Below are 22,463 nucleotides of genomic sequence, written 5' to 3'. Positions count from 1 at the left end.
ATTAAAACAGACAACATGAACACAAAGACATTGGAACAGATGAAACAGCTCAGGCTCCACGGGATGCTCAGGGCCTTTGGAACCAGCCTCTCGCCCGAGAGCATGGACTATACCAACGATGAACTGGTGGCCTATCTTGTACAGTCCGAATGGGACGATAGGCACAACCGCAAGATCGAGCGCCTGACAAAGGCCGCAAGGTTCAGGTACGGTGCCGTTATGGAGGCCATCGATTACGGCCCCGGCAGGAACATCGACAGGAACAGGATACAACGCTACGCCTCCTGTGGATTTATACGCAAGGGTGAAAATATGCTCATTACCGGGAGCACCGGGGTCGGCAAGAGCTATCTGGCCTCGGCCATCGGGCACCAGGCCTGCTCAATGGGGTACAGGACCATGTACTTCAACACGGCCAAGCTCTTTACCCTGCTCAAAACCTCAAAGGCGGACGGGTCCTATCTAAAATTCATTGGAAAACTTGAAAAACAGGACCTGCTCATACTGGATGACTTTGGCCTAAAACCATTGGACAACATCAACAGGCACTCTTTGATGGAGATCATAGAGGACAGGCACGGCAAAAGGTCCACCATCATAGCCTCACAACTGCCCGTGGAGGCATGGCACGATGTCATCGGTGAAAAAACGATCGCTGACGCCATCCTTGACCGTCTGGTGCACTCGGCCCACAGGGTGGACATAAAAGGGGAATCGATGAGGAAAAAAATTAAAAATAAACGTTAACTTCAGCACCAAAATGAGTCGATCTCGTGCACTTGATTTGCACTGCTCAGTTTAATCCGCCGCAGGTGGTATACATTGACCGCCCTATCCAGCGTGTCACTCAATATGGACGAAAGTTAACTTATAACATGGAAAATTGACCATTTCAATTCAATGGAGAGACTATACGTTCTAAAAATTAACCACACTATCGAGAGCTTCATCAGCTTCTTTATGAATGAAATTGGCCTGATAGTTAATGGTGGTTTTTAAATCACTATGCCTATATAATTTTTGGAGCATTAAAGGATGGATGGTGTCCCCAGCTATATTTCCAAAGGAATGCCGAGCTATGTGGTTACTTAAATGCTTTTCGATTCCACATTGGACAGCAATCCTTTTGAGATACTTGTTCAATAGTTTCGTCGCATTCCTCGTTTTTCTGAAAATATCTTCTTCATTGTTAGGGTTGACACCTTTTAAAAAATGAAATATGTATCCATCATTATCAGCTTTAAACATCTTGTAACTTTCAAATATCTTTGTTGCTTTATCTGGGACGGATAAACTTACAGACTTTTTGTTTTTGTCCATTATGTAAATTAGTCTTCCATCTTTAATATCAGTCCACTTTAGCTTCACAACATCGGAAATTCTGATTCCCGCAAAATAGAAAGCAGTTAACCATACATTTTTTGTGTGCCAAATAGAGGTGTTTGGTTCAAGTACTAAAGATTCAATTTTCACAATTTCATCTTTGGTTAAACCAATTTTGTGACTGTTTCCAACCCTAATTTGTTCTTTGTCGTTACCAAAGGGATAAAATTTTGCGTCCACATAGCCATTCTTGATTGCTTTATTATAAAGCGTTCGTATAAAAATTAGCTGATTTGTGACAGTCCGAGGCTTTTGGTCTAAATAAATCGCACAGAAATTTTTGTATTTTTCAAGAAATGCTTCATCTATCATTTGAAACATTAAATCCTTACTCTTTTTAAACAACTTAATTGAATCCGAAAAACTATATTCACCCTTTCTACCTTTGCTTATACGTATAATGCGTCTTTTCCTAATCTCAGTTTTTACAGTTAATTTACCCTCTGATAAATCACAATTTAGAAACTCTTGGATATTGTAGAGAATGGAAAGTTCGGATTTAGCTACTGAAAAAATTCCTCGTTCATATTTATCCTGAACCCGATCCGCAGCAAAAGAGAAAAAGGATTTAGAACCACTGGCACCCTTTAATTTTTGTTTGGCTTGCTTGGGAGTTAAATTATTCTCTGAGTTTAAAAATAAATCGTTGGCTTCTGTAAGCTTTTTAAGGAGATGATTATTCAAACGTTTATAATTTGGATGACTGCTTCTTATTCGTCCTAAGCGTCGATCCCAATCTTTTTCAAGCACATAAACACCTAACCACTTATAATTTGTTTTGTAATTCGCACTAATACGTATCGCCAAAGGAATGGTTTTATCCTTTCGGATCATATTTTTTCTGAGAACAATTTTTACACTCGCCATATTAATCCAGTTAAGACTACAAAGATAAGCGATTCATTAAATCATAGTACAGAATAAGTACAGAATAATATCATTTCAAATGAACTCATCTAATATTTAATAATATATATAACTCTTATTATCAATTATTTAGATACATATTACACCTATATAGCAGAGTATACCTTTTGGCTCATAACCCGAAGGTCGCTGGTTCGAGTCCAGTCCCCGCTACTAGCGAATTAAAAAAGCCGAGAACGTTTTCTCGGCTTTTTTAATGTGTATTCGCGAAATCCTTGTCCCTATCGGCATTACAGAAGTAAACTTTTATCGGGGCTTACCTACTTTAATAGTTTGTTAACGTTTTTAACAACTTATTTTCATAACTTGTTGATGCCTAATTCATCATCAATCAAAAATGAGACAATCTACCAAATACATTGTCTTAATGTTTCTATGGCTAAACCCCATGTTGGCCTTTGGCATTACCGTGAGTAATGGTTATGCGGGTATACCTACGCCCACAGCAGAAAGTTTTAAAGATTCCATCGATCGGGCAGATTACTACTTCAACATTCATAGATTCAAGGAAGCTGTTTCTCTTTATAAAAAGAACCTTGACGTTACCAATAGGGGACAGAAAATTCACATCTTAAAAAAGTTGGCGCTTTGTGAAGCCGCTTTAAACCACCCGAAAGAGTCCATTGCCTATATATACGATTATTTTAATATAGAATTTAAGCCAACCTTTCTACTTCACGAAGATTTTGATAGAATTAGAGATGAACAAAGTTTTGCGAAATTATTCGGAACAGTATCGCCAAAATTTACGATATGGTCTATATTCTATTTCTTCGTTTCGCTTATAGGTTTTTATGTCACCTTTGTTTTGTTAATCAACAAGAAAATCGACAAACAAGCAAGGGTTCTTATAAGCACCTTTGTCTTTATACATTCCTTGTTTATTTTAAATATTTGCGTTAACCAGACTAATTATGTATTTGAGTTTCCGCATACCTACCTCATGTCCACTTGGTCTTCCTTTTTATATGGCCCGTTACTTTTTCTTTATTATAAGAGAGTCTCCAAGTCAACCGACCTCAACAAAAAAGACATTTGGCACTTTTTACCCACTGTAGTATTGACCATCTACCTCTTTTTAACAGTTTATGGTTTTTCTGGTTCGCACAAAGTAAACCTCATGTTACAAAGATTGGAAGAAGGTTTAAACCCCGGTGATTCCACGAAATTAATATTGTTGGTTGTGCTTAAAGTAATTTCGTTGGCAGTGTATGCCTATTTTGTGCACCTAATCCTTCTAAAAAACAAAGCTGGTTTAAGTAAAAAAACAAGGATCTGGCAAAAAAACATTTATACGATCCATATAAGTTACGTGGTAGTCTATGTGATTTATGGCGGGTACATTATTACCGGAATAAACAGCGGCACATTCTACCATGCTCCTATTGTTTTAATGAGCGCCATGGTACTATACATAGGCTATGCTGCGAATGTTCAACCCGATGTTTTCAGTGGACTCTACTCCTATACAAACCGTTTATTTCCAAAGTATGTTAAGTCAGGACTAACGGATAGTTTATCCAATGAACTGAAGCAAAACCTCAGCGACCTTTTTCAAAAGGAGAAATTGTATCGTAATAACGATATAAATCTGGACATGGTAGCCAATAAACTGGACACCACCCGACACAATGCTTCGCAACTCATTAACGAACACTTCAACATGAGCTTTAGAGAGTTTGTGAATTCCTATCGTATTCAAGAAGCCAAAGAACTTCTTGAAAAAGAAAATGAACTCAATATTATTGACATTGCTTATGAAGTTGGGTACAACAACAAAGTTTCTTTCAACAAAGCTTTCAAAAAAGACACCCAAATTACCCCCAGTGAATATCTCAACAACCTAAACCAAGGGTAAATTCTTATCGGGAGCACCTTAGAACAAAGGTTTTTTAAGTAACTAGTAGTCATCAATCAAAAATCATCAATCATATGAAACGGCTACTAAAACAACTCGTTTTTAAGTACATTGGGCAGGAGTACCAGACTACTGACCCCTTAAACAGTCATGAAAAGTACAAGAAATCTGGATTAACGGAAGAAGAAGCCTTGGCTATTCAAAGTAAAATCAAGAAAGCTTTTGAAGAGGACAAGATCTACAGGGACAATACTATTTGTCTGGATATCCTTTCCGGACATATTAAAGAAAATCGATACAAAGTGTCACAAGTAATCAATACCTACCTCTCCAAAAACTTTTATTCCTTTTTAAACGAATACAGAATAAAGGAAGCAAAAAAGCTACTGGTTTCAAACCCTACATTAAGTGTAAAGGCCATTATGTACGAAGTAGGTTTCAACAGTAAGAACAGTTTTTATAGCGCATTTAAGAAAATTACCGGGCTAAACCCCAACGACTATAGAGCTGCAGCAAACATAGGATTCGTTGGACAACAGCAGGAAATACAAATGGCGTAGCGCACCCATTAAATCACTTAAAGCTATTCAAAAAAACCTCTTGAAATTCAGGAGGTTTTTTTGTGCCTCATTATCAAATGATTATAAAATTAATTCTGAGGTGTTAAAAAAGGTACTTCCCCATGGGCATCCTTGTTTTTAAGGTTCTTGCCGTTTAAAAAGTACCTATTCTACAGCTCATATAGGTTGATTTGTTATGCAATTGTAAAGGTAGGGCGGTGAGAGGCTCTACTTCTTAAAAAAACAAAATCCATTGAGTTTTGTTCACTTCCCAGAAGTATTATTTGAATTAGCTATCATTTTCCTAGCGCCGTCCACCTTTCTCAGTTGCCCTAACTCATTTCAAATTACTAACAAAACTTTATTCGTATGAAAGTAAAGAAACTGTTTGGAGCATTGTTGGCCATGTGTCTATCGATAGCATTTGCCCATGCTCAAGAAAAAACGGTTACCGGAACGGTTACCGACCAAGAAGGGGTACCCTTGCCCGGTGTAAACATTATTGTTAAGGGTACCGTAAAGGGTACGCAATCCGATTTTGACGGTAACTATGCCCTTGAAGCCAGTGTAGGAGATGTTCTTGTATTTTCCTATTTAGGTCAAAGAACACAAGAAAGAAGCGTTGGAGCCGGGAATACTATTGATGTACAAATGGAAGAAGATGCATCCCAACTGGAGGAAGTAGTAGTAACTGCCCAAGGTATTGTGCGGGAAAAACGGTCGCTGGGATATTCCGTGACCACTGTTGAATCCGAAAAGGTTGAATCCAGACCTGAAGCTGATGTGGCCCGTGTATTGAACGGAAAAGTAGCTGGTGTCAATATTACTTCGAACAACGGGATGTCCGGTTCAGGTACCAACATCATTATTCGAGGATATTCGTCCGCTACACAATCCAACCAACCTTTGTTTATTGTAGATGGTATTCCTTTTGATTCTGGAACAAATACACAGACCAACTTTTTGGATGGAAACACAGAATCCAGTCGATTTTTGGACCTAGATCCAAACAATATTGAAAGTGTAAGTGTGCTTAAAGGATTGAGTGCTACCGTATTATATGGTAACCGAGGACGTAACGGGGTAATCTTGATTACCACCAAAGGTGCAGCAACTGGTGATGCGCCCTCCAAAACCGAAGTATCGGTAACCCAATCCGTATTTATGTCCAATGCAGTACTTCCAAAGTTTCAGGACAATTATGGAGGTGGATTTCACCAAGGCTTTGGTTTCTTTTTTAGTAACTGGGGGCCCCGTTTCGACAGAACAGATGATGATGGGATAGCCACAGCGGGACAGTTCATTCGCACTGGTTCCAATGGAGAAGCACTACTTCGACACCCGTTCAATTATATTGCAGACCCGTCCCTTATTGCAGGTTATGAAGACCTATTGGACAACGAATATCCTTATAAACCTTACAACGGTGTAGAGGAATTTTTCAGGACTGGTTATGTGTACAGTACTTCCGTTAATGTACGTGGAGGTTCGGAAAAAGTAAACTTCAACGCAAATTATGGACGCACTGAAGATATAGGGGTTACTCCAGGAAACAAATTACTTCGTAACAATTTTAGTTTAGGTGGTAATGCCACTTTATCCAATAACTTCACCGTATCGGGAGTCTTTAATTTTGCAAGAACAGGGTACAAGTCACCACCAAACGCGGTTAGTACCGGTAGTGGGGCCGCATTCAATGGTTCTGCAATATTTGGTGATGTCTTATATACCCCTAGAAGTGTTGATTTAACCAATATTCCATTCCAAGCGGTTGATGGTAGAAGCCTATACTATCGTTCAGGTAACGATATCCAAAATCCATATTGGACTGTAGCAAATTCCAAAACTGCACAGGAAACTGACCGCTTTACCGGAAACGTTTCCATGAGTTATGCCATTAACGATTGGATGAACCTTACCTACCGAGTAGGTTTGGACACCTATACCGAGTTGAACTCTTACGGACAGAATAGAGGTGGTGTTGATGGGCCTACATTAGGTATTTTAAGAACAACCTCAGTAAGAAATTCCATTTGGAACCATGACCTTCTCTTAAGTGCAGAAAAAAGTCTTTCAGAAGATATAAATCTGACTGCAACATTTGGCGCCAATAGTAGAAGGGACACCTACGCACAAGATGGTATAGAAAGTCAAGGCCAATTGGTATTTGGAGTGTTGGAACACTATAACTTTACCACTCCTTCTTCTGTCAACTCTTTCTCCGGAGCAAATCTGAACCAAAATTTTGAAGAGAATTTGGTCGGTGTTTATTTAGACGCCACGCTCTCCTATAAAGATTTACTTTATTTAAACGTCGTTGGAAGAAACGACTGGTCCTCTACCTTGGAAAGGGAAAACAACTCCTTGTTCTACCCTGGGGCCAGCTTATCGTTTATCCCAACAACAGCGTTTCCTGCATTGCAAGGAAATGTGTTGAACTATGCCAAACTTAGATTGGGTTATGGATCCTCCGCAGGTTTCCCTACTCCATTCAACACAAGGGATGTACTTTCATTAGGTGCTAGAACCTTTGTGGATGCCAATGGAAATGTAGTTTCCGGAAACACTGTTTCTGATGTACTGGGTAACAGAGATTTATCCCCAGAAAGAGTACAAGAGTTGGAAATTGGTTTGGACACTAGATTGTTCAACAGGCTCAATTTTAATTTGAGTTTATACCAAAAATCCACTACAGACCTTATCACCAACCGTACTTTGGATAGCTCAACAGGCTTCCGCTCCACTTTTGTAAACATTGGTGAAGTTGAGACAAAAGGTATTGAAGCTGATTATGACCTTAATATCCTAAGAGAAAGTGAAGCTGGAATAGGCTTTAACCTTGCCGGAAACTTTACAGCAAGTGAAACAACGGTAACAGACTTGGCCGAAGGCACCAATAACATTCTTCTGACATTTGCCGTTTCCGGTGAAGCAGCAAACTATGCTGTGGAAGGAAGACCATTTGGTGTACTATTGGGAAGCACAATCCAAAGAGATGACAATGGAAACAAAGTAGTAGGTAGCAATGGGCGTTATTTGGTGGACAATAACATCACCGAGATAGGGGATCCAAACCCAGATTGGACAACTGCCCTTATCCCTACAATAACATTTAAAAACTTTACCCTATCGGCCAATCTACAATATCGCCACGGAGGTGATGTTTACTCGGTAACCACAGCAGGTTTAATTGGTCGTGGTGTTGTTGATGCAGATGATCCCATCCACAGGGAATCCAACTATGTACTACCAGGAGTTTTTGCTGATGGAAGTCCAAATAATGTTGCCATCTCTGCCACCGAATTTGGGTTCAATACCTTTTTTGCCGGTGGTATAAACGAAGTAAACATTTTTGATGGTACCACTATCAGGTTGCAAGAAGCTTCCCTGGGATATTCCATTCCAAAGAAAATGTTGGATAAAACACCTTTCGGTAGTTTGTCCTTAACACTTTCTGGTTCCAACCTATGGTACAAAGCGGTGAACTTCCCTGACGATGTTCGTTACGATACCAACTCTTCAAGTACAGGTGTTGGTAATGGACAAGGAATTGATTTCTTCACTGGACCATCAACGAGAAGATATGGTCTTACAGTAAGAGCATCATTTTAAAAGCAGCTAACTAGAATCAAAAAATATATTATGAAAAAAATATCAAATATACTAAGTCTCATAATCGCTGCGCTGACAGTTATGTTGGGCTGTGAGACCACTTCCTTGGATGTTGTGGAGAGTCCAAATGCATTAAATCCGTCGCAGGCGAGTGTTGATTTCTTCTTGAATCAAATACAACTGATGACAGCACAAATCCACTCTGGTGAAGAAGGACGTGCAGAAAACGGGCTCAGCCAATTTGGCATGGAGCCCGTGAGAATGCAACATGGTTTTGGCCCAACCTATCGTGAGAACTATGATCCATCAAATTTTGATAGGGTTTGGGACAATGTTTATGCAAGAGCATTAATCGATATCAGAACTATGAACCCTCTAGCGGAAGAAGCTGGCCAGTTTACCCATATTGCCATTGGGCAAATTCTGGAAGCCTATATCATGATGTCCATGGTAGATTTCTTTGGAGATGTACCTTACTCAGAAGCTGTCTCTGGTGGAGAAGGAATATTAAATCCCGCAGTGGATTCAGGAGCTTCCATATACCAGGCAGCGGACCAGCTTTTAGTGGACGCTATCGCTAATCTTGGCAAAGATGAGACCTCATTGCCATTGAATGATCTTTTTTACAACGGTAACGAAGGTCAATGGAGAAAAGTAGCCAATACTATGCGTTTAAAGCTTTACTTGCAAACACGTTTGGCCAGCGCAGAAGGTTTTGGGGCATCGGTCTCTACTTCTCGTATCAACGAGTTGATCAGCGGAAACCAATTGATTCTTGATTCTTCTGATGATTTCTTCTTCCAGTGGGGCACCAACAATGCCTCACCAGATAGCAGACATCCTTATTTTGATGCAAACTATGATGGTGCCGGACCAAGTTCGGATTTTTATACCTCCAATTATTACATGAATTTGATGGCCAATCAATACGGTGAACCCGACCCAAGAATACGGTACTATTTTTACCGACAACAAGAGGATTTTTCAGGTGCCGATGTGATTACCAAAGAATGTGTTACAGAAATATCGCTGCCAGCTTGGTGGGATCCAACAGAGCCCTATTGTTTGGTACCCTCTACCAATGGTTTAAGTGGGTATTGGGGGAGAAACCATTTAGATGATGACGGTATTCCACCAGATGACGCCTTCAGAACACTTCATGGCACGTATCCTGTTGGGGGACCGTTCGATGATAATTCCTTTAGAAATGTATCCGGTTCCGGAGCTGTAAGCGAAGGATTGGCAGGAGCAGGTATATCACCTATCCTAATGTCATCCTACACCTATTTCATGTTGGCGGAAGCATCATTGACATTGAATACAACTGGTAATGCCAGGGACTATCTAGAAACAGGAATCAGACAGTCCATAGGCACCGTGGTAAATTTTGGAGCGCCTTTGGCAAGTGGTACAGGATATGAGGCAACCACAACCGCAATCGATAATCATGTTGCGGAAATATTGGCCAATTACGATGCCGGAGACGATACGGACAAGCTTCGTATTATCGTAGAGCAGTACTTTATAGCTTTGTGGTGCAATGGAATAGAGGCTTACAACACCTACAGAAGAACTGGTCAACCAGATAATCTGACACCTGCATTTACCACCCCAGACCCAGGAACATTCCTGAGATCCATGTGGTATTCGCAAACCGCAGCGGACAGCAACACGAACATCACACAAAAAAGTGCTCCAAGTACTCCAGTATTCTGGGACACTAACCCTGAAGGATTCGTTGATTGATTTCTAACTATAAAACAATACAGATGAAAAGTAACTTTAAATATATATTAGGTCTTGTTCTCCTGACCTTGGGAATTGCAGCATGCGAGGACAGTGACAAAAATCCACTCAATGTCTTCGAACTGGAGGATTCAGCTGCTCCGTATGTAAGAATCGTACTGGACCAGACCATTGTTGCCAAAGGTGACCTTGCCTCCTCAAGCCTTTCAGGAACTGTTGATGATGCAAGCGACAATGTTGCTTCTTGGGAGTTAAGTGTGACTTTGGAATCAGGAGGAGTATCCACAGATACTGTACAACTAGCAACGATAACGGAGTTTCCTAGTGACATCTCCATCCCTTATACGGACATAGCAAGTGCTTTGGGTATAACGGTAGACGACATTTCTGGAGGTGATTTTATCCGATTCTTAGGAAAATCCACTGGAGTTGATGGTACTGTTACAACTGCAGAAAACTACAGTGCCACCGTAACTGGTCAACCAGAACAATTACAAGCCTTTAACTTCATTGTACTGGTCAAATGTTCTCCAATTTCGGGAACAACTGTCCCTGGAACTTGGGTCATTGAAATGCAGGATCTCTTTGGAGATGGATGGGATGGTGCTTTTGTCACTTTTGAAATTGATGGTGTAACCACAGACTACACATTTACCGGAGGTGATGCAGCAACATTTAATGTTGATGTACCGGACGGAAGTGAGTTGGTTATTTCGTACACTAGTGGTGCGTTTGAAGAAGAACATGTTTACACTATAGAGACACCGGATGGTGAAGTCTTAGGCCCTTTTGGACCTAATCCATCACCTTGTATCAATTGATTTTTACATATTGTTCAAAAGAAAGGCCCGTTCCAATTGGAACGGGCCTTTTATTTTTACCTGAAAATGGTTCTTATAAATCGGGATGAGTACTAGCGGTTGAGGATTTCCGAAAAGAACCGAATGTTGACGTAGTTTAGAGGTAGGTAAAAAAAGTAATCTTCACAACAGCCTTGAACCCAAAATATCTTTTCAAAAGTATTTGTTTCATTTTTTGAATGTATTTGAATTAGTCCAATCCTCAAGGCTGTTTTTACTTTCTTCCAAGACAATTCAAAATATAATTTAGCGAATATCCTTGTACCACTTTCATTTCTTAGGACTTACCTTTGCATCTTAAGAAAACAAGCTTGGACAACACTTCTCGACCCACCAATAAAAAAGCGCTTTTATCTCTTGCCATAGGAGGATTTGGTATAGGTCTTACGGAATTTGTGATCATGGGTATTTTACCCAATATTGCAGATTCTATGGAAATATCCATACCCAAAGCAGGGCACTTTATTGCTGTCTATGCCTTAGGAGTGGTTATCGGTGCTCCCGTAATGGCACGCATCACAAACAACTTGAATCCCAAAAAAGCCTTGTTGTTCCTAATGTTATGGTTTACCGTCTTTAATACCATATCCGCTTTTTCCGGCAACTATTGGGTCATGATGGTTTTTCGGTTTTTATCCGGTATGCCGCATGGTGCTTTTTTTGGTATTGGGGCGGTGATATCAGGCTATTTGTCCAAACCGGGCAAGGCTGCCCAAGCCATGGCCATTATGTTTTCCGGATTGACCGTTGCCAATATTTTGGGAGTTCCATTGGGTACTTATATTGGACAAGAATTGCATTGGAGCTATTCTTTTATGTTAGTTGGCATTGCAGGAATTGCAACCTTATCCAGCCTCTATTTTTGGATGCCAAAAAATGACCTGGAAAAAATAGATGATTCAAAAGCCCAAAGTCCATCCCAAGGTTTAAAAAATAAAAAGCTATGGGCATTGATTGCTTTGACCACTGTGGGCACCGGTGGTTTTTTCGCCTGGTACAGCTACATCGCCCCGTTGGTTATTTCTGTGACAAAACTGCCAGAAGCCAACGTTGGGTATGTTATGATAGTCGCTGGTCTTGGAATGTTCTTTGGTAATTTTTTGGGCGCAAGAATGGTGGAAATCTTTAACCCTATAAAATCAGTGGTCATAAGCCTGCTTTGCATGACAACGGTGCTTGTCTTAAATTCAATTTTTGCCAGCAGCAGTATTGCCTTATTTGTGCTCAGTTTTATTGTTGGCGTTATCACCTTTTCTATTACTGCACCAATTCAAATAGCTATTATTAAAGCTGCCAAAGGTGCTGAGAAATTAGGTTCTTCTATGAATCAAAGCGCATTTAACATGGGAAATGCCTCGGGTGCCTATTTTGGAGGCTTGCCCATGGTCTTTGGTCTCGGAGTGAACTATGCCAGTGTAGTGGGTGGTGTTCTAGCCTGTATTGGCGCAGGTATTGGAATTACAATTTTATACACACAAAAACTACGGAAAAAGAAAGCATCCCAATAACTGTGAACAGTTTTGCTTTCATGGTTTACTTAGCATAAATTCTCCTTAAATCATTTTGGTATATTAGTTTTGATAAATGATTAAAATTTAACTGTTGAGAACTTTCATCTTATTATTTTTCATTTTTATTGGGTTGATAGGGCAAGGTGAAGCTGTCTATACAAGCCAAGATCGGGATACTGAGTTTAGGACATTGGTCTTTGCCGATGAATTTGAATACGATGGTAGACCCGATAGCCAAAAATGGCATCATCAAATAATTCCTCCGAACAATGGCAGATGGCACAATGATGAATTACAGCATTATACCGATAGGGAAGACAATTCCTATGTAAGCGAAGGAACCTTGAAAATCAAGGCCATCAAAGAACAATATTCGTACAACGGAAGCACAAAAGAATATACCTCGGCAAGGCTGAATTCTAAATTTATCTTTACCTACGGACGCGTAGAGGTTCGTGCAAAACTGCCTAGCAGCGCAGGAACGTGGCCAGCGATTTGGACCTTGGGAGCCAATGTAAACGAAACGGGCAACTATTATGGAAATCAATATGGCGAAGTAGGTTGGCCGCTCTCTGGAGAAATAGATATCATGGAACAAACTGGATGGGACAAAAACAAAACGATATCCCATTTCCATTGGGGTGACCTAAAAACTAAAGAATACAGGAACATGGGAGGAGAAACAACTGTTCGCAATGCATCCAACGAATATCATATCTATTCCATGGAGTGGGATAGTGTGAGCATTAAAACTTATGTTGATGATACTTTGGTTTTTGAACTGCCCAATACTAATGACAAACCATATAATCACGAACATTACTTAATCTTGAACATTGCCATTGGTGGCAACTTGGGAGGCGATGTACCAGCAAATTTTGTGGAAGATATCTTTGAAATTGATTATGTAAGAATTTATCAATAGAGAGCGAGGTTCTATTGCCCTAGTTCCTTAACATCAAAATAAACAAGTTCCTGGTTGTTGAACTTGGCCGTTGCCTCAATAGGGTTGCAGCATACCTCGCAATCTTCTACATAGGTCTGTTGCGATACAGAGACATCCAATAAGAAGGAGATTTCTTCCCAACAGTAAGGACATTGAAAAAAATGCTCGTACATAGTTAAAAATCTACATTGAGCAACTGGCCACTAATTTGAAGCATTTGTAATTCGGCCAATTTAGCATTGTACTTGGCCTGACTTTTGGCCAATTCCGCGTTCAACAAGTTTAACTGGGCCTGCCTGAATTCTATGGAAGTTACCTGTCCAAGTTTGTAACGTTCATCGGTACGTCTAAAGTTGTTTTGGTTGGTCTGCAAGTTTTTCTCCTGTACCTCCAAAACATATAATGAATTGGTATAGCTATCCCAGGCGTTTCGAATATCCCTTTCTACCTCCAGTTGTATCTGTTTTTTCGCTATTTCCTGATTCTTATAAGCGATTTTTGCATTTTTTATTCCGGTAATGGTAGACCCTCCATCAAACAAATTCCAAGTTAGATTAACCGTTCCTGTTACTCCGGTAGACGTGTTTTGAAGTACAAAAGCCAATGGACTGTTATTGTTGGACTCGTTCCAACCATACGTTCCTGTCAAACCAATTGTGGGCAAATATCCGCTTCTGGCCACCCTAATATCATTAAGGCCCATATTAAGGTCCTTTTCAACAATTTGAAGCCTTACATTATTTAATTGGGCTTCATTGAACATGCTTTCCATCTGAAGCTCGGGGACAAAATTGACCGTTGTGTCGGCGGAAAATTGCGAGGATAGTTCCCTGTTCAGAATTAAATTCAGGTCCCGCATGGTATTTCTAAGTTGCTGACGTGAATTCAATAAGTTAATACTGTCCGTATTGATATCCACTTCTGCATTCAATACATCCAGACCTGTATTCTGTCCAAATTCAAACTGATACTGAGCTCTTTTTAACCTATCCTTGGATATCTCCAAAGCTCTTTCCAAATTAGTTGTATTTTCTGTAAGACGGGCTGCTTCATAATAGACTGAAAACAATTGTAGAATGGTATTCTCAATGGTTTGGCGAACTTCTAGTTCTGATTGTTGTGACCTTTCTTTAAAACTCTTATAATTGTAATATCTTCCCAATCCATCGAACAAGGTATAATTCACATTTACCGCGGCACTGTACCTTCTGGTTTCTGCTCCTTCTGCTGTTCTAGTATCACCATTGCCCAAGACACCTTCAGAATCCTGTTTGTCAATACTGCCACTGGCATTTCCGGTTACACTTGGTAAATAGCCTGAGTTGAGGATGTTGGCATTGTTCTCATCTATTACTCTTATGTTACGGGCCACTTGAATATCCAAATTACTTTCTAGAACTAAATCTATGGCCTCTTGCTTGGTAAGCACTTGGTCTTGAGCATTAGCCAACGGGCCAAATAACAATAATGTTAGGAATACGGTATAAAAAATGCTTTTCATTATGTGGTCTCTTCTACAACTTTTGAGGTTTCTTCTCCATTATGAGAAACGTTTTTACTATCGGTTCCATTTAAAGGAATACTATCTGCTTGCATCCCCTCTTCTTCATGTTTTTCACGAATAGCTCGTTCCACTTCTTCTTTGGTAACCTCTTCTCCTGTCCACAACCTTTTGGTCAAAACCTTTACATTATTTCCAAAAGATAGGAGCAATGGCAGCATAAGCAAAGTCAATAATGTGGCAAAGGCTATTCCATAAGCAATGGAAATGGCCATTGGCTTTAGAAATTGGGCTTGACGGCTTTTTTCCAAAAGCAACGGTGCCAAACCAGCTATTGTAGTAACTGAAGTCAAAAATATGGCCCTAAATCGAGAACGACCGGCTTCATATAATGCATCGTCAAATTTCATCCCGCTACGCAGATTGATATTGAACTTACCTATTAGAACCAGACCATCATTCACCATAATACCAATTAGGGCAATAATTCCCAACATGGAAAGTACATTAATGGGAAAACCATGTATCCAGTGTCCCCATGCCACTGCAGTCAAACTAAAAGGCACCATAAAAATCAACAACAATGGTTGGCTTATGCTTCTGAAAGTGAACGCTATGGTTATAAAAATCAGGAACAATACAATTGGCCCAACGAAACCTAAGGAACCTATTAACTTGTTAGCCTCCCTGTTCTGCCCTTCGTAGGAGGGTGTAATTGAAGGATATTTTGATAAAATCTCCGGCAATACTTCATTTCGTATCCATAACATGGCATCGGTTCCACTGGTAGTCTCGGGATCTGTTAAATCTGAAGATACTTGGATTTCCCTTCTACCCTCTAGGTGGTTGATGGCCACATCCCCTCTTTCAATAGTATAGGATGCTATTTCTTTTAGAGGGATACGGTCACCACTTGGAGCCAAAATCCTCATCTCATCCAAATCGGAAATGGAAGACCTGTTTTCTCGATCATAGCGGACCCAAACCCTTATTTCATCTTGTCCTCTTTGAAAACGTTGTGCCTGTGCTCCAAAGAATCCACCTCGTACTTGATTCATTACAGTTCTGAGGTCCAATCCTAGCAAATATGCATTTTCCTTTAATTCTAATCTTATTTCCTTAATGCCTGCCGGATCATTATCCGTAACATCTTTCAGGTTTGCATTGCCTTCCATGGCCTGCTTGAGTTCTTCCTTTGCAGCCTTTAGCTCGGCAATGTTATTTCCCAACAAGGATACGGAAACCGGATTGCCCCCAAAATTACCTCCAGAGCCATATATTAAACTTTCCACACCGATTACGGGACCAACTAGCTCCCTTAAGCGGGTAGTAACCATATCTGATCGTATACCATCTGGTCGTTCCTCTCCAGGTAAAAGATTGATCTCCAAACTAGCTGAGGAAGAACCAGGTCCCAAATTCTTGATCATATTCACAAAAAGCATCTTATCCATGCCTTGTAAATATTTATCGGTAAGTTCTTTGTTTACGATATGGGCTTTTTCTTGAATAAGACTTATTATGGAGTCTGTAACTTTTTCGTTGGTACCATTGGGCATGGTAAGCTCTATAGATACCTGATCACTAGCTACCCTAGGAAAGAACGAAGTTCTAACAATACCTCCACCGATGGAACCAAAGGTTAAAACCAATGCCATAAAGAAAAGAGCAAAAGACAAAATCTTATAATTCATCATAAAGCGAAGGGCAGGACTATACCATCTGTCCCGCATATAATTCATTATCTTATCGCCAATCCTATTGATAACCCTAAGCTCCGCAAAAACTTTGGCAATACTTGTTTTAGGTTCTTTCTTATGACGATGTAGTGCCTTGGAATGTGCCAAGTGAGCGGGCAAAATAATCAAGGCCTCTACTAACGAAATCACCAAGGTTAGAATAACAATAACGGATACTTCACTGAAAAATTCACCAATACGGCTATCCAAGAACAAGAAAATGGAGAAGGCCAAAATAGTGGTTATAATCGCCGAAATAATCGGTGGCAAAACCTCCATTGTGCCGTCCAAAGCTGCCTTTACCGGTGACTTCCCATCTTCATAATGCTGATAAATGTTCTCTGCGATCACAATTCCATCATCCACCAAAATACCAATTACGATAATCATCCCGAACAAGGACAATACATTGATCGTTACATTGAACATTGGAGCAAAAATGAACATTCCCAAAAATGCAATAGGTAGTCCAAAGGCCACCCAAAACGCCAATCGAGTATTAAGGAATAGGGATAAAAATACCAATACCAGAATCATCCCCACTATTGCATTCTCGGTCAAAAGCTGGGTACGTTGTGTCAATGTTATAGATCGATCATCGATTACATCTAACTGGACGTTGGTGTATTTCTCATTGAAATCATTAATGTACTGCCTAACATTTTCGGCAGAACCCATTAAATCTTCGGTATTGGTACTGGTAATTGTTATGTTAACGGCCAATTGCTCATCAAAATATGAAGCGTTGGGTGTTTCTGAGAACCTGTCCCTAATGGTTGCAACATCTTTTAGCCGAATAGTACGTCCTGCGGCATCCCCTCGAACAACTATGTTGGAAAGTTCGTCGCCATAATACGAGCGGTTATTTGCTCGGATAAGATATTCCTCCGTAACTGTTTTGATATTACCTCCGGTAACCAAGATGTTTGCGTTGGAAACCGCTTGCGCAACATCACTAAAGGAGAGATTATAGGCAAGTAGGCTATTTTCATCAACCGCAATTTCGATTTCTTCATCGGGATAACCAGAAATTGAAATTTGAGATATGCCATCGATTGCCCTAAGGTCATTTTCTATTTGACGGCCAATTTGCTTTAAAGTGGCCAAGGGAATATCCTTACCACTTACGGCAAAACTTATCGTAGGCCTAACAGGTTCTTGCTTGGCAACAATTAAAGGCTCCATACCGGTGGGAAAGGTTGGCACCCTATCCACCGCATTTTTAACCTCTAACAACATGAAGTCCACATTTCTTTCTTTCTCAATCTCTACATTGATCGTACCGCTATTCTCCCTTGATGTGGAAGTCACTCTTTCTACACCTTCGAGGCCTTTTAAATTATCCTCAATTTTTAAGACAATCCCCTCTTCAACTTCTTGTGGCGAGGCTCCTGGATAAGTAATATTGATGGTAATATTCCGAGCTTCGTTAAGCGGGAAAAAAGATGATTTTAAGGAAAGTATCCCCACGACCCCAAAAACAAAAAATGCCAAAATAAAGACATTTACTGCCATGTGGTATTTAATAAAATACGAGATAATTTTTCTCACAGCTGAGGTGGTTTAGGATTTACTTTCTTCAAAAACTTTCACCAACATACCTGCATAGGCACCTGTAATTGGTTTAGCTACGATTACTTCTCCGTCCGGAACATTCTTGAGCACCACGGTCTTATCCGTAAAAAAAATAGGCTTTACATCCATTAAATCCAAGATGGAATCCTTTACCACAAAAATTTGGTTGTTTTCCAATAACAAGGACCTATTGATTTCTATTGCATCCGCTTCTTCTTTGGCTTCGAGGTTGGCTTCGAGGTATTGGCCTTCTTTCAAGTTGTCTCCACTAACTTCAATGTAAACGGTTATTGTTTGTGAGTTCTGGTCAACACTGGCATTTACCCGAGTAACCTCTCCAACATAAGTTTGGGTCTTTTCCAAATTGGAAAGCTCCACTTTTTTTCCAACCTTTAAAAAGTCTCCATAGGTCTTACTTACGGAAACCTCCAATTCGTACAATCCTGTATTGATAAACTCGCCCAACTTTTGTCCGGACCTTACCAAGGTTCCCTCGGTAACCAAAGCCTCAGTCAACACTCCAGTGAAAGGTGCACTGATAATATATTTGGATAATCGTTGTTCCAAGTTTTTTACGCTGTAGTAATTTGTGATTATTTCTCTTCCGGTAATAAAGAATTTTTCTTTTTCAGAACTTAATTCCGGTAATTCCGGAGTTGTCTTTTCCAAATCAAAACTATTAAGATACGCCTGCCACTTTGGATATATTTCAGGATAATCCAATCGCAAATCAGGCATTATGGAAGTAAGTAAGTTGTACAAGTTACTTTTGGCCGATTGCACAGATGCGTAGTATTCGTTTGCATCTATTTTAATAAGGGTTTGCCCTGCAGTATACTCTTGTCCTGTTCGGAACAGTTTACTGCCCGGTCTAAAAACTCCTTGAACTTCTGAATATAACTCTACTCTTTTTTTGGCTTGTAGGTTACCATTGGCTGGCACCATTATGGGAATGGTTGCATTCTTTACCGTATCTACAAAAACAGTCTTTACCACCTTTTGGTTTGGTGGTCTTCTATTATCCTTGCTATCTGCAATAATTCCCGCAAAGTATAAGGAAGCAACAATTATAATACCACCGGCAACGGCCGATATGATGAGCTTTCGCATTCGCTAGTTGGTTTAATCATTGCAAATCTATTCCCTACATTTTTTACAATGGTTAAATATTTCATAAAACTGACCAACCTCTGTCGTAAAAAAAATGGGGATACACGCCTGCATCCCCAAACCAAACAAACTAAAGTAATAACTAACTACTCGTTTTCGTTTTCGTCCTCGAATTTGGTATCTGCCATTCGAGTACGTTCAAATTGAATATCATTAAACCTTGGATTCAAGGTATTATCGTCCGTATCAAAAACCAAAAACTGTTTTGTGTTCATATTGTGGAGAACATTGAGAGAATTGAATTGGTTATTTTGAAGTTGTAATATTTCCAAACTTGCCAATTGACCGAATTCTTTGGGAATTTCACCACCCAATTGGTTATTGGACAGCACCAATTCCTTTAACTGCACCAAGTTTCCAATTTCCGCCGGTATCTGGCCTTCCAACTTATTTTCAAAAAGTCCCAAAGCCTGCAAGTTTGAAAGATTACCTATGGACTTAGGTATTTCCCCTTTTATATTGTTACTGGAAAGGTTGAGCTCCCTTAAGTTTTTAAGCTTTCCAAAATTTTCAGGAATTGAACCACTCAAAAAATTGTTGAACATGGAAAATACTTCCAATTCTTTTAAATTATCCACCCCTGTAGGAATGGCACCCTTGATTCGGTTCATCTCTAAACGGAAAACCTTTAATTTGTCAAGTTTTACAATATCCTCTGGCAGTACACCCGCAATCTGGTTAAAAGCTAGATTCAAATTGGAAAGATATTTTAAATCACCAATACTTTCAGGAAGCACGCCACTCAAATTATTCATAAATAGAGTGATGCCCACTACATGTCCATCCTTAATCTCTACACCCTTCCATGAATTTATAGGGGCGGCTAAATCCCAAGAAGCATTCCAGTCCTCACCATTGGTACTATTGTATAAGTCTACCAATGCTGCTTTCTCTTTAGGGGATACCTGGCCACTGGCAAAAGATACGCCTGAAGAAATCATCAAACAAAAGAAAAAAATGGCTACCCGAATCATTTAATACTTATTTACTTGTACGGAATTTACCTACAAAGTACGATAAAGAAGAAACACCTTACAAATTAAATCGGTGAATACACCTTACTTTGTTGTGAAGTAGCTAAATATCGTTGTGAAAAATCAAGGGAGTTGCTCTAATCCAGTGATTCCAACTCATGGGACAGGTTTTCCCAGTCCTCCATTAAGGATTCCAAATCCTTCTTTTTGCCCTCATAATTATCAAAAAAGTTGGGTTTGGCAATAGTAGCATCGTAATCCATGAGCAGGTCATGATCAATATTTGCAATATCCTTTTCCAATTGCGAAATCTTCTTTTCCACCCCGCTAAGTTTATTTTTTAGGGATTTTTGCTTCTTTTGGGTTTGATAATCGCTTTCCTTGTTTTTGGGTTGGGGTTTGTCTTCTTTTTTTTGGTCCCCTTTTTCAACGCTTCGAAAATCCTCCATCTTACGTTGTTCCAAGTAAAAATCAATATCTCCCAAATACTCTTTTATGCCTCCGTCCTTAAACTCATATACTCTATCCGTCAACCCTTGAAGAAAATCCCGGTCGTGAGAAACCAAAATCAAGGTTCCCTCAAAATTTTGAAGGGCTTGTTTGAGTACGTTTTTGGATTTGATGTCCAAATGGTTGGTTGGTTCGTCCATCACCAACACATTAAAAGGCTGTAGAAGCATTTTGGCCAAGGCCAATCGGTTTCTTTCCCCTCCGGAAAGTACTTTTACATATTTGTCCACCTCATCTCCCCTGAACAGAAACGACCCTAAAATATCTCTTACTTTACTTCGGTTCTTTTCATTGGCAGCATCTATCATGGTATCCAAGATGGTTTTGTTACCATCCAGATATTCAGCTTGGTTCTGGGCAAAATAACCCAATTGCACATTGTGGCCTATTTTTAAATCACCTGTATAATCCAGTTCTCCCACTAAAATTTTGGCCAAGGTCGTTTTCCCTTGTCCATTTTGTCCCACAAAAGCCGTTTTGCTACCACGGTCCACCATAAGGTCTATATTCTGTAGCACTTTTTTAGTTCCATAGTTTTTGGAAACACCATTCAATTCCGCTACCACTTTTCCAGGATTTACCGAAACTGGAAATCGAAGGTTCATTACACTATTGTCCTCCTCATCCACTTCGATACGCTCCATTTTATCCAGCTTTTTGATAAGCGACTGTGCCATCGAGGCCTTGCTGGATTTTGCCCTAAATTTCTCTATCAACCTTTCGGTCTGCTGTATTTGTTTTTCTTGGTTCTTTTGGGCACTAATTTGTTGATCTTGGATTTCTTTTCGGTGTACCAAGAACTGGGAGTAAGGTTTGTTGTAGTCGTAAATCCTTCCCAAAGAAATTTCAATGGTACGGTTGGTAACGTTATCCAAAAACATTTTATCGTGGGAAACAATAACCACTGCACCCGTAAAGTTTCGGAGGAACTGCTCCAACCAAATTATCGATTCAATATCCAAGTGGTTAGTGGGCTCATCCAGTAAAAGGACATCGTTGCTTTGCAGCAATAGTTTGGCCAACTCAATACGCATACGCCACCCACCAGAAAATGTATCGGTCAATTTATTGAAATCCTCCCGCTTAAAACCCAATCCAAGAAGCACCTTTTCGGTATCTCCTTGATAGTTATAACCTCCTAAGATCTCATATCTATGGGTAACATCGTTAAGGTCTACCATAAGCTGATGGTATCCATCACTTTCATAGTCGGTACGCTCTGCCAAAGCGGCATTAATTTCATCCAATTTAAGCTCCAATGCTTTGATTTCGGAAAATGCTTGGTAAGATTCTTCCAGTACGGTCCTTCCTTCTTCAAAATCAATATCCTGCTTTAGAAATCCAATCTTTATGTTCTTTTCTGTAGCTATAGCTCCTTCATCCAAAGGCATTTCTTTGGCAAGCAGTTTAAGCATAGTGGATTTTCCTGCGCCATTTTTCCCAATAAGGCCTACTCTATCCCCACCGTTAAGACGAAATGAAATTTCCTCGAACAGGTATTCGCCTCCGAAGGCTACAGAAAGATTGTGAATGTTTAACATTATATGTGACCTTGTTTACAAAACATTAGATACTGAATTTATACTTTTGT

General features: G+C 39.9%; 15 protein-coding genes. 8 read left to right on the top strand and 7 right to left on the bottom strand.

What is annotated here, in order from left to right; genetic code table 11:
* Positions 1–15 precede the first annotated feature (15 nt).
* The gene (istB, locus tag ACQQ5U_RS13565) at positions 16–747 is read left to right on the top strand and encodes an IS21-like element helper ATPase IstB (RefSeq protein WP_437398305.1); all 732 of its coding nucleotides are present in this window, start codon (positions 16–18) and stop codon (positions 745–747) included.
* Between the two features lie 171 nt (positions 748–918).
* Here istB and ACQQ5U_RS13560 read toward each other — a convergent pair whose 3' ends face one another.
* Positions 919–2,250 (bottom strand): tyrosine-type recombinase/integrase, encoded by a 1,332-nt coding sequence (locus ACQQ5U_RS13560; protein WP_437398303.1) that lies wholly within the window; start codon positions 2,248–2,250, stop codon positions 919–921.
* Positions 2,251–2,647: 397 nt separating this feature from the next.
* Here ACQQ5U_RS13560 and ACQQ5U_RS13555 point away from each other — a divergent pair, with 397 nt between their 5' ends.
* From ACQQ5U_RS13555 to ACQQ5U_RS13525, 7 genes are all read left to right on the top strand, one after another.
* A complete protein-coding gene (locus tag ACQQ5U_RS13555; RefSeq protein ID WP_437398302.1) occupies positions 2,648–4,168 on the top strand; it encodes a helix-turn-helix domain-containing protein in 1,521 nt (506 codons plus the stop codon).
* A gap of 74 nt (positions 4,169–4,242) precedes the next feature.
* Positions 4,243–4,728, top strand: coding sequence for a helix-turn-helix domain-containing protein (locus ACQQ5U_RS13550; RefSeq protein WP_437398299.1), 486 nt, complete (start codon positions 4,243–4,245; stop codon positions 4,726–4,728).
* A 369-nt stretch (positions 4,729–5,097) separates the two neighbouring features.
* Positions 5,098–8,340: a SusC/RagA family TonB-linked outer membrane protein gene (locus tag ACQQ5U_RS13545; RefSeq protein WP_437398298.1), complete on the top strand. Its 3,243-nt coding sequence runs from the start codon at positions 5,098–5,100 to the stop codon at positions 8,338–8,340.
* 30 nt (positions 8,341–8,370) lie between these two features.
* On the top strand, positions 8,371–10,086 hold the full coding sequence (locus tag ACQQ5U_RS13540) for a SusD/RagB family nutrient-binding outer membrane lipoprotein (RefSeq protein ID WP_437398297.1): 1,716 nt from the start codon (positions 8,371–8,373) through the stop codon (positions 10,084–10,086).
* 23 nt (positions 10,087–10,109) lie between these two features.
* Entirely contained in the window at positions 10,110–10,907 is a 798-nt protein-coding gene (locus tag ACQQ5U_RS13535) for a hypothetical protein (RefSeq protein WP_437398296.1), read from the top strand.
* Positions 10,908–11,257: 350 nt separating this feature from the next.
* Entirely contained in the window at positions 11,258–12,454 is a 1,197-nt protein-coding gene (locus ACQQ5U_RS13530; protein ID WP_437398295.1) for an MFS transporter, read from the top strand.
* 94 nt (positions 12,455–12,548) lie between these two features.
* Positions 12,549–13,382 carry a glycoside hydrolase family 16 protein gene (locus ACQQ5U_RS13525; RefSeq protein WP_437398294.1) on the top strand — a complete coding sequence of 278 codons (834 nt, stop codon included), beginning with the start codon at positions 12,549–12,551 and terminating at the stop codon, positions 13,380–13,382.
* Positions 13,383–13,393: 11 nt separating this feature from the next.
* On the opposite strand, the gene ACQQ5U_RS13520 is transcribed toward ACQQ5U_RS13525, so the two are convergent.
* From ACQQ5U_RS13520 to ACQQ5U_RS13495, 6 genes are all read right to left on the bottom strand, one after another.
* Positions 13,394–13,576 carry a CPXCG motif-containing cysteine-rich protein gene (locus ACQQ5U_RS13520; RefSeq protein WP_437398293.1) on the bottom strand — a complete coding sequence of 61 codons (183 nt, stop codon included), beginning with the start codon at positions 13,574–13,576 and terminating at the stop codon, positions 13,394–13,396.
* A gap of 2 nt (positions 13,577–13,578) precedes the next feature.
* Positions 13,579–14,904 carry a TolC family protein gene (locus ACQQ5U_RS13515; protein ID WP_437398291.1) on the bottom strand — a complete coding sequence of 442 codons (1,326 nt, stop codon included), beginning with the start codon at positions 14,902–14,904 and terminating at the stop codon, positions 13,579–13,581.
* Positions 14,904–18,194 carry an efflux RND transporter permease subunit gene (locus tag ACQQ5U_RS13510; protein ID WP_437398289.1) on the bottom strand — a complete coding sequence of 1,097 codons (3,291 nt, stop codon included), beginning with the start codon at positions 18,192–18,194 and terminating at the stop codon, positions 14,904–14,906. The genes ACQQ5U_RS13515 and ACQQ5U_RS13510 overlap by 1 nt, the downstream gene beginning before the upstream one ends.
* A gap of 12 nt (positions 18,195–18,206) precedes the next feature.
* Positions 18,207–19,328 carry an efflux RND transporter periplasmic adaptor subunit gene (locus tag ACQQ5U_RS13505; RefSeq protein WP_437398287.1) on the bottom strand — a complete coding sequence of 374 codons (1,122 nt, stop codon included), beginning with the start codon at positions 19,326–19,328 and terminating at the stop codon, positions 18,207–18,209.
* Between the two features lie 146 nt (positions 19,329–19,474).
* A complete protein-coding gene (locus ACQQ5U_RS13500; RefSeq protein ID WP_437398286.1) occupies positions 19,475–20,362 on the bottom strand; it encodes a leucine-rich repeat domain-containing protein in 888 nt (295 codons plus the stop codon).
* Between the two features lie 137 nt (positions 20,363–20,499).
* The gene (locus tag ACQQ5U_RS13495; protein WP_437398284.1) at positions 20,500–22,413 is read right to left on the bottom strand and encodes an ABC-F family ATP-binding cassette domain-containing protein; all 1,914 of its coding nucleotides are present in this window, start codon (positions 22,411–22,413) and stop codon (positions 20,500–20,502) included.
* Positions 22,414–22,463 lie beyond the last annotated feature (50 nt).

The sequence above is a fragment of the Flagellimonas lutimaris genome, assembly GCF_051494225.1.
GTDB classification, from domain to species: Bacteria; Bacteroidota; Bacteroidia; order Flavobacteriales; family Flavobacteriaceae; genus Flagellimonas; species Flagellimonas lutimaris_A.
Note: the sequence above shows the minus strand (reverse complement) of the source record. Positions and strands in the feature narration are given on the sequence as shown.

Coding starts and splice junctions, on each gene's coding strand:
- istB (WP_437398305.1), top strand. CDS start 16: ATGAACACAAAGACATTGGAACAGATGAAACAGCTCAGGCTCCACGGG.
- ACQQ5U_RS13560 (WP_437398303.1), bottom strand. CDS start 2,250: ATGGCGAGTGTAAAAATTGTTCTCAGAAAAAATATGATCCGAAAGGAT.
- ACQQ5U_RS13555 (WP_437398302.1), top strand. CDS start 2,648: ATGAGACAATCTACCAAATACATTGTCTTAATGTTTCTATGGCTAAAC.
- ACQQ5U_RS13550 (WP_437398299.1), top strand. CDS start 4,243: ATGAAACGGCTACTAAAACAACTCGTTTTTAAGTACATTGGGCAGGAG.
- ACQQ5U_RS13545 (WP_437398298.1), top strand. CDS start 5,098: ATGAAAGTAAAGAAACTGTTTGGAGCATTGTTGGCCATGTGTCTATCG.
- ACQQ5U_RS13540 (WP_437398297.1), top strand. CDS start 8,371: ATGAAAAAAATATCAAATATACTAAGTCTCATAATCGCTGCGCTGACA.
- ACQQ5U_RS13535 (WP_437398296.1), top strand. CDS start 10,110: ATGAAAAGTAACTTTAAATATATATTAGGTCTTGTTCTCCTGACCTTG.
- ACQQ5U_RS13520 (WP_437398293.1), bottom strand. CDS start 13,576: ATGTACGAGCATTTTTTTCAATGTCCTTACTGTTGGGAAGAAATCTCC.
- ACQQ5U_RS13515 (WP_437398291.1), bottom strand. CDS start 14,904: ATGAAAAGCATTTTTTATACCGTATTCCTAACATTATTGTTATTTGGC.
- ACQQ5U_RS13505 (WP_437398287.1), bottom strand. CDS start 19,328: ATGCGAAAGCTCATCATATCGGCCGTTGCCGGTGGTATTATAATTGTT.
- ACQQ5U_RS13500 (WP_437398286.1), bottom strand. CDS start 20,362: ATGATTCGGGTAGCCATTTTTTTCTTTTGTTTGATGATTTCTTCAGGC.
- ACQQ5U_RS13495 (WP_437398284.1), bottom strand. CDS start 22,413: ATGTTAAACATTCACAATCTTTCTGTAGCCTTCGGAGGCGAATACCTG.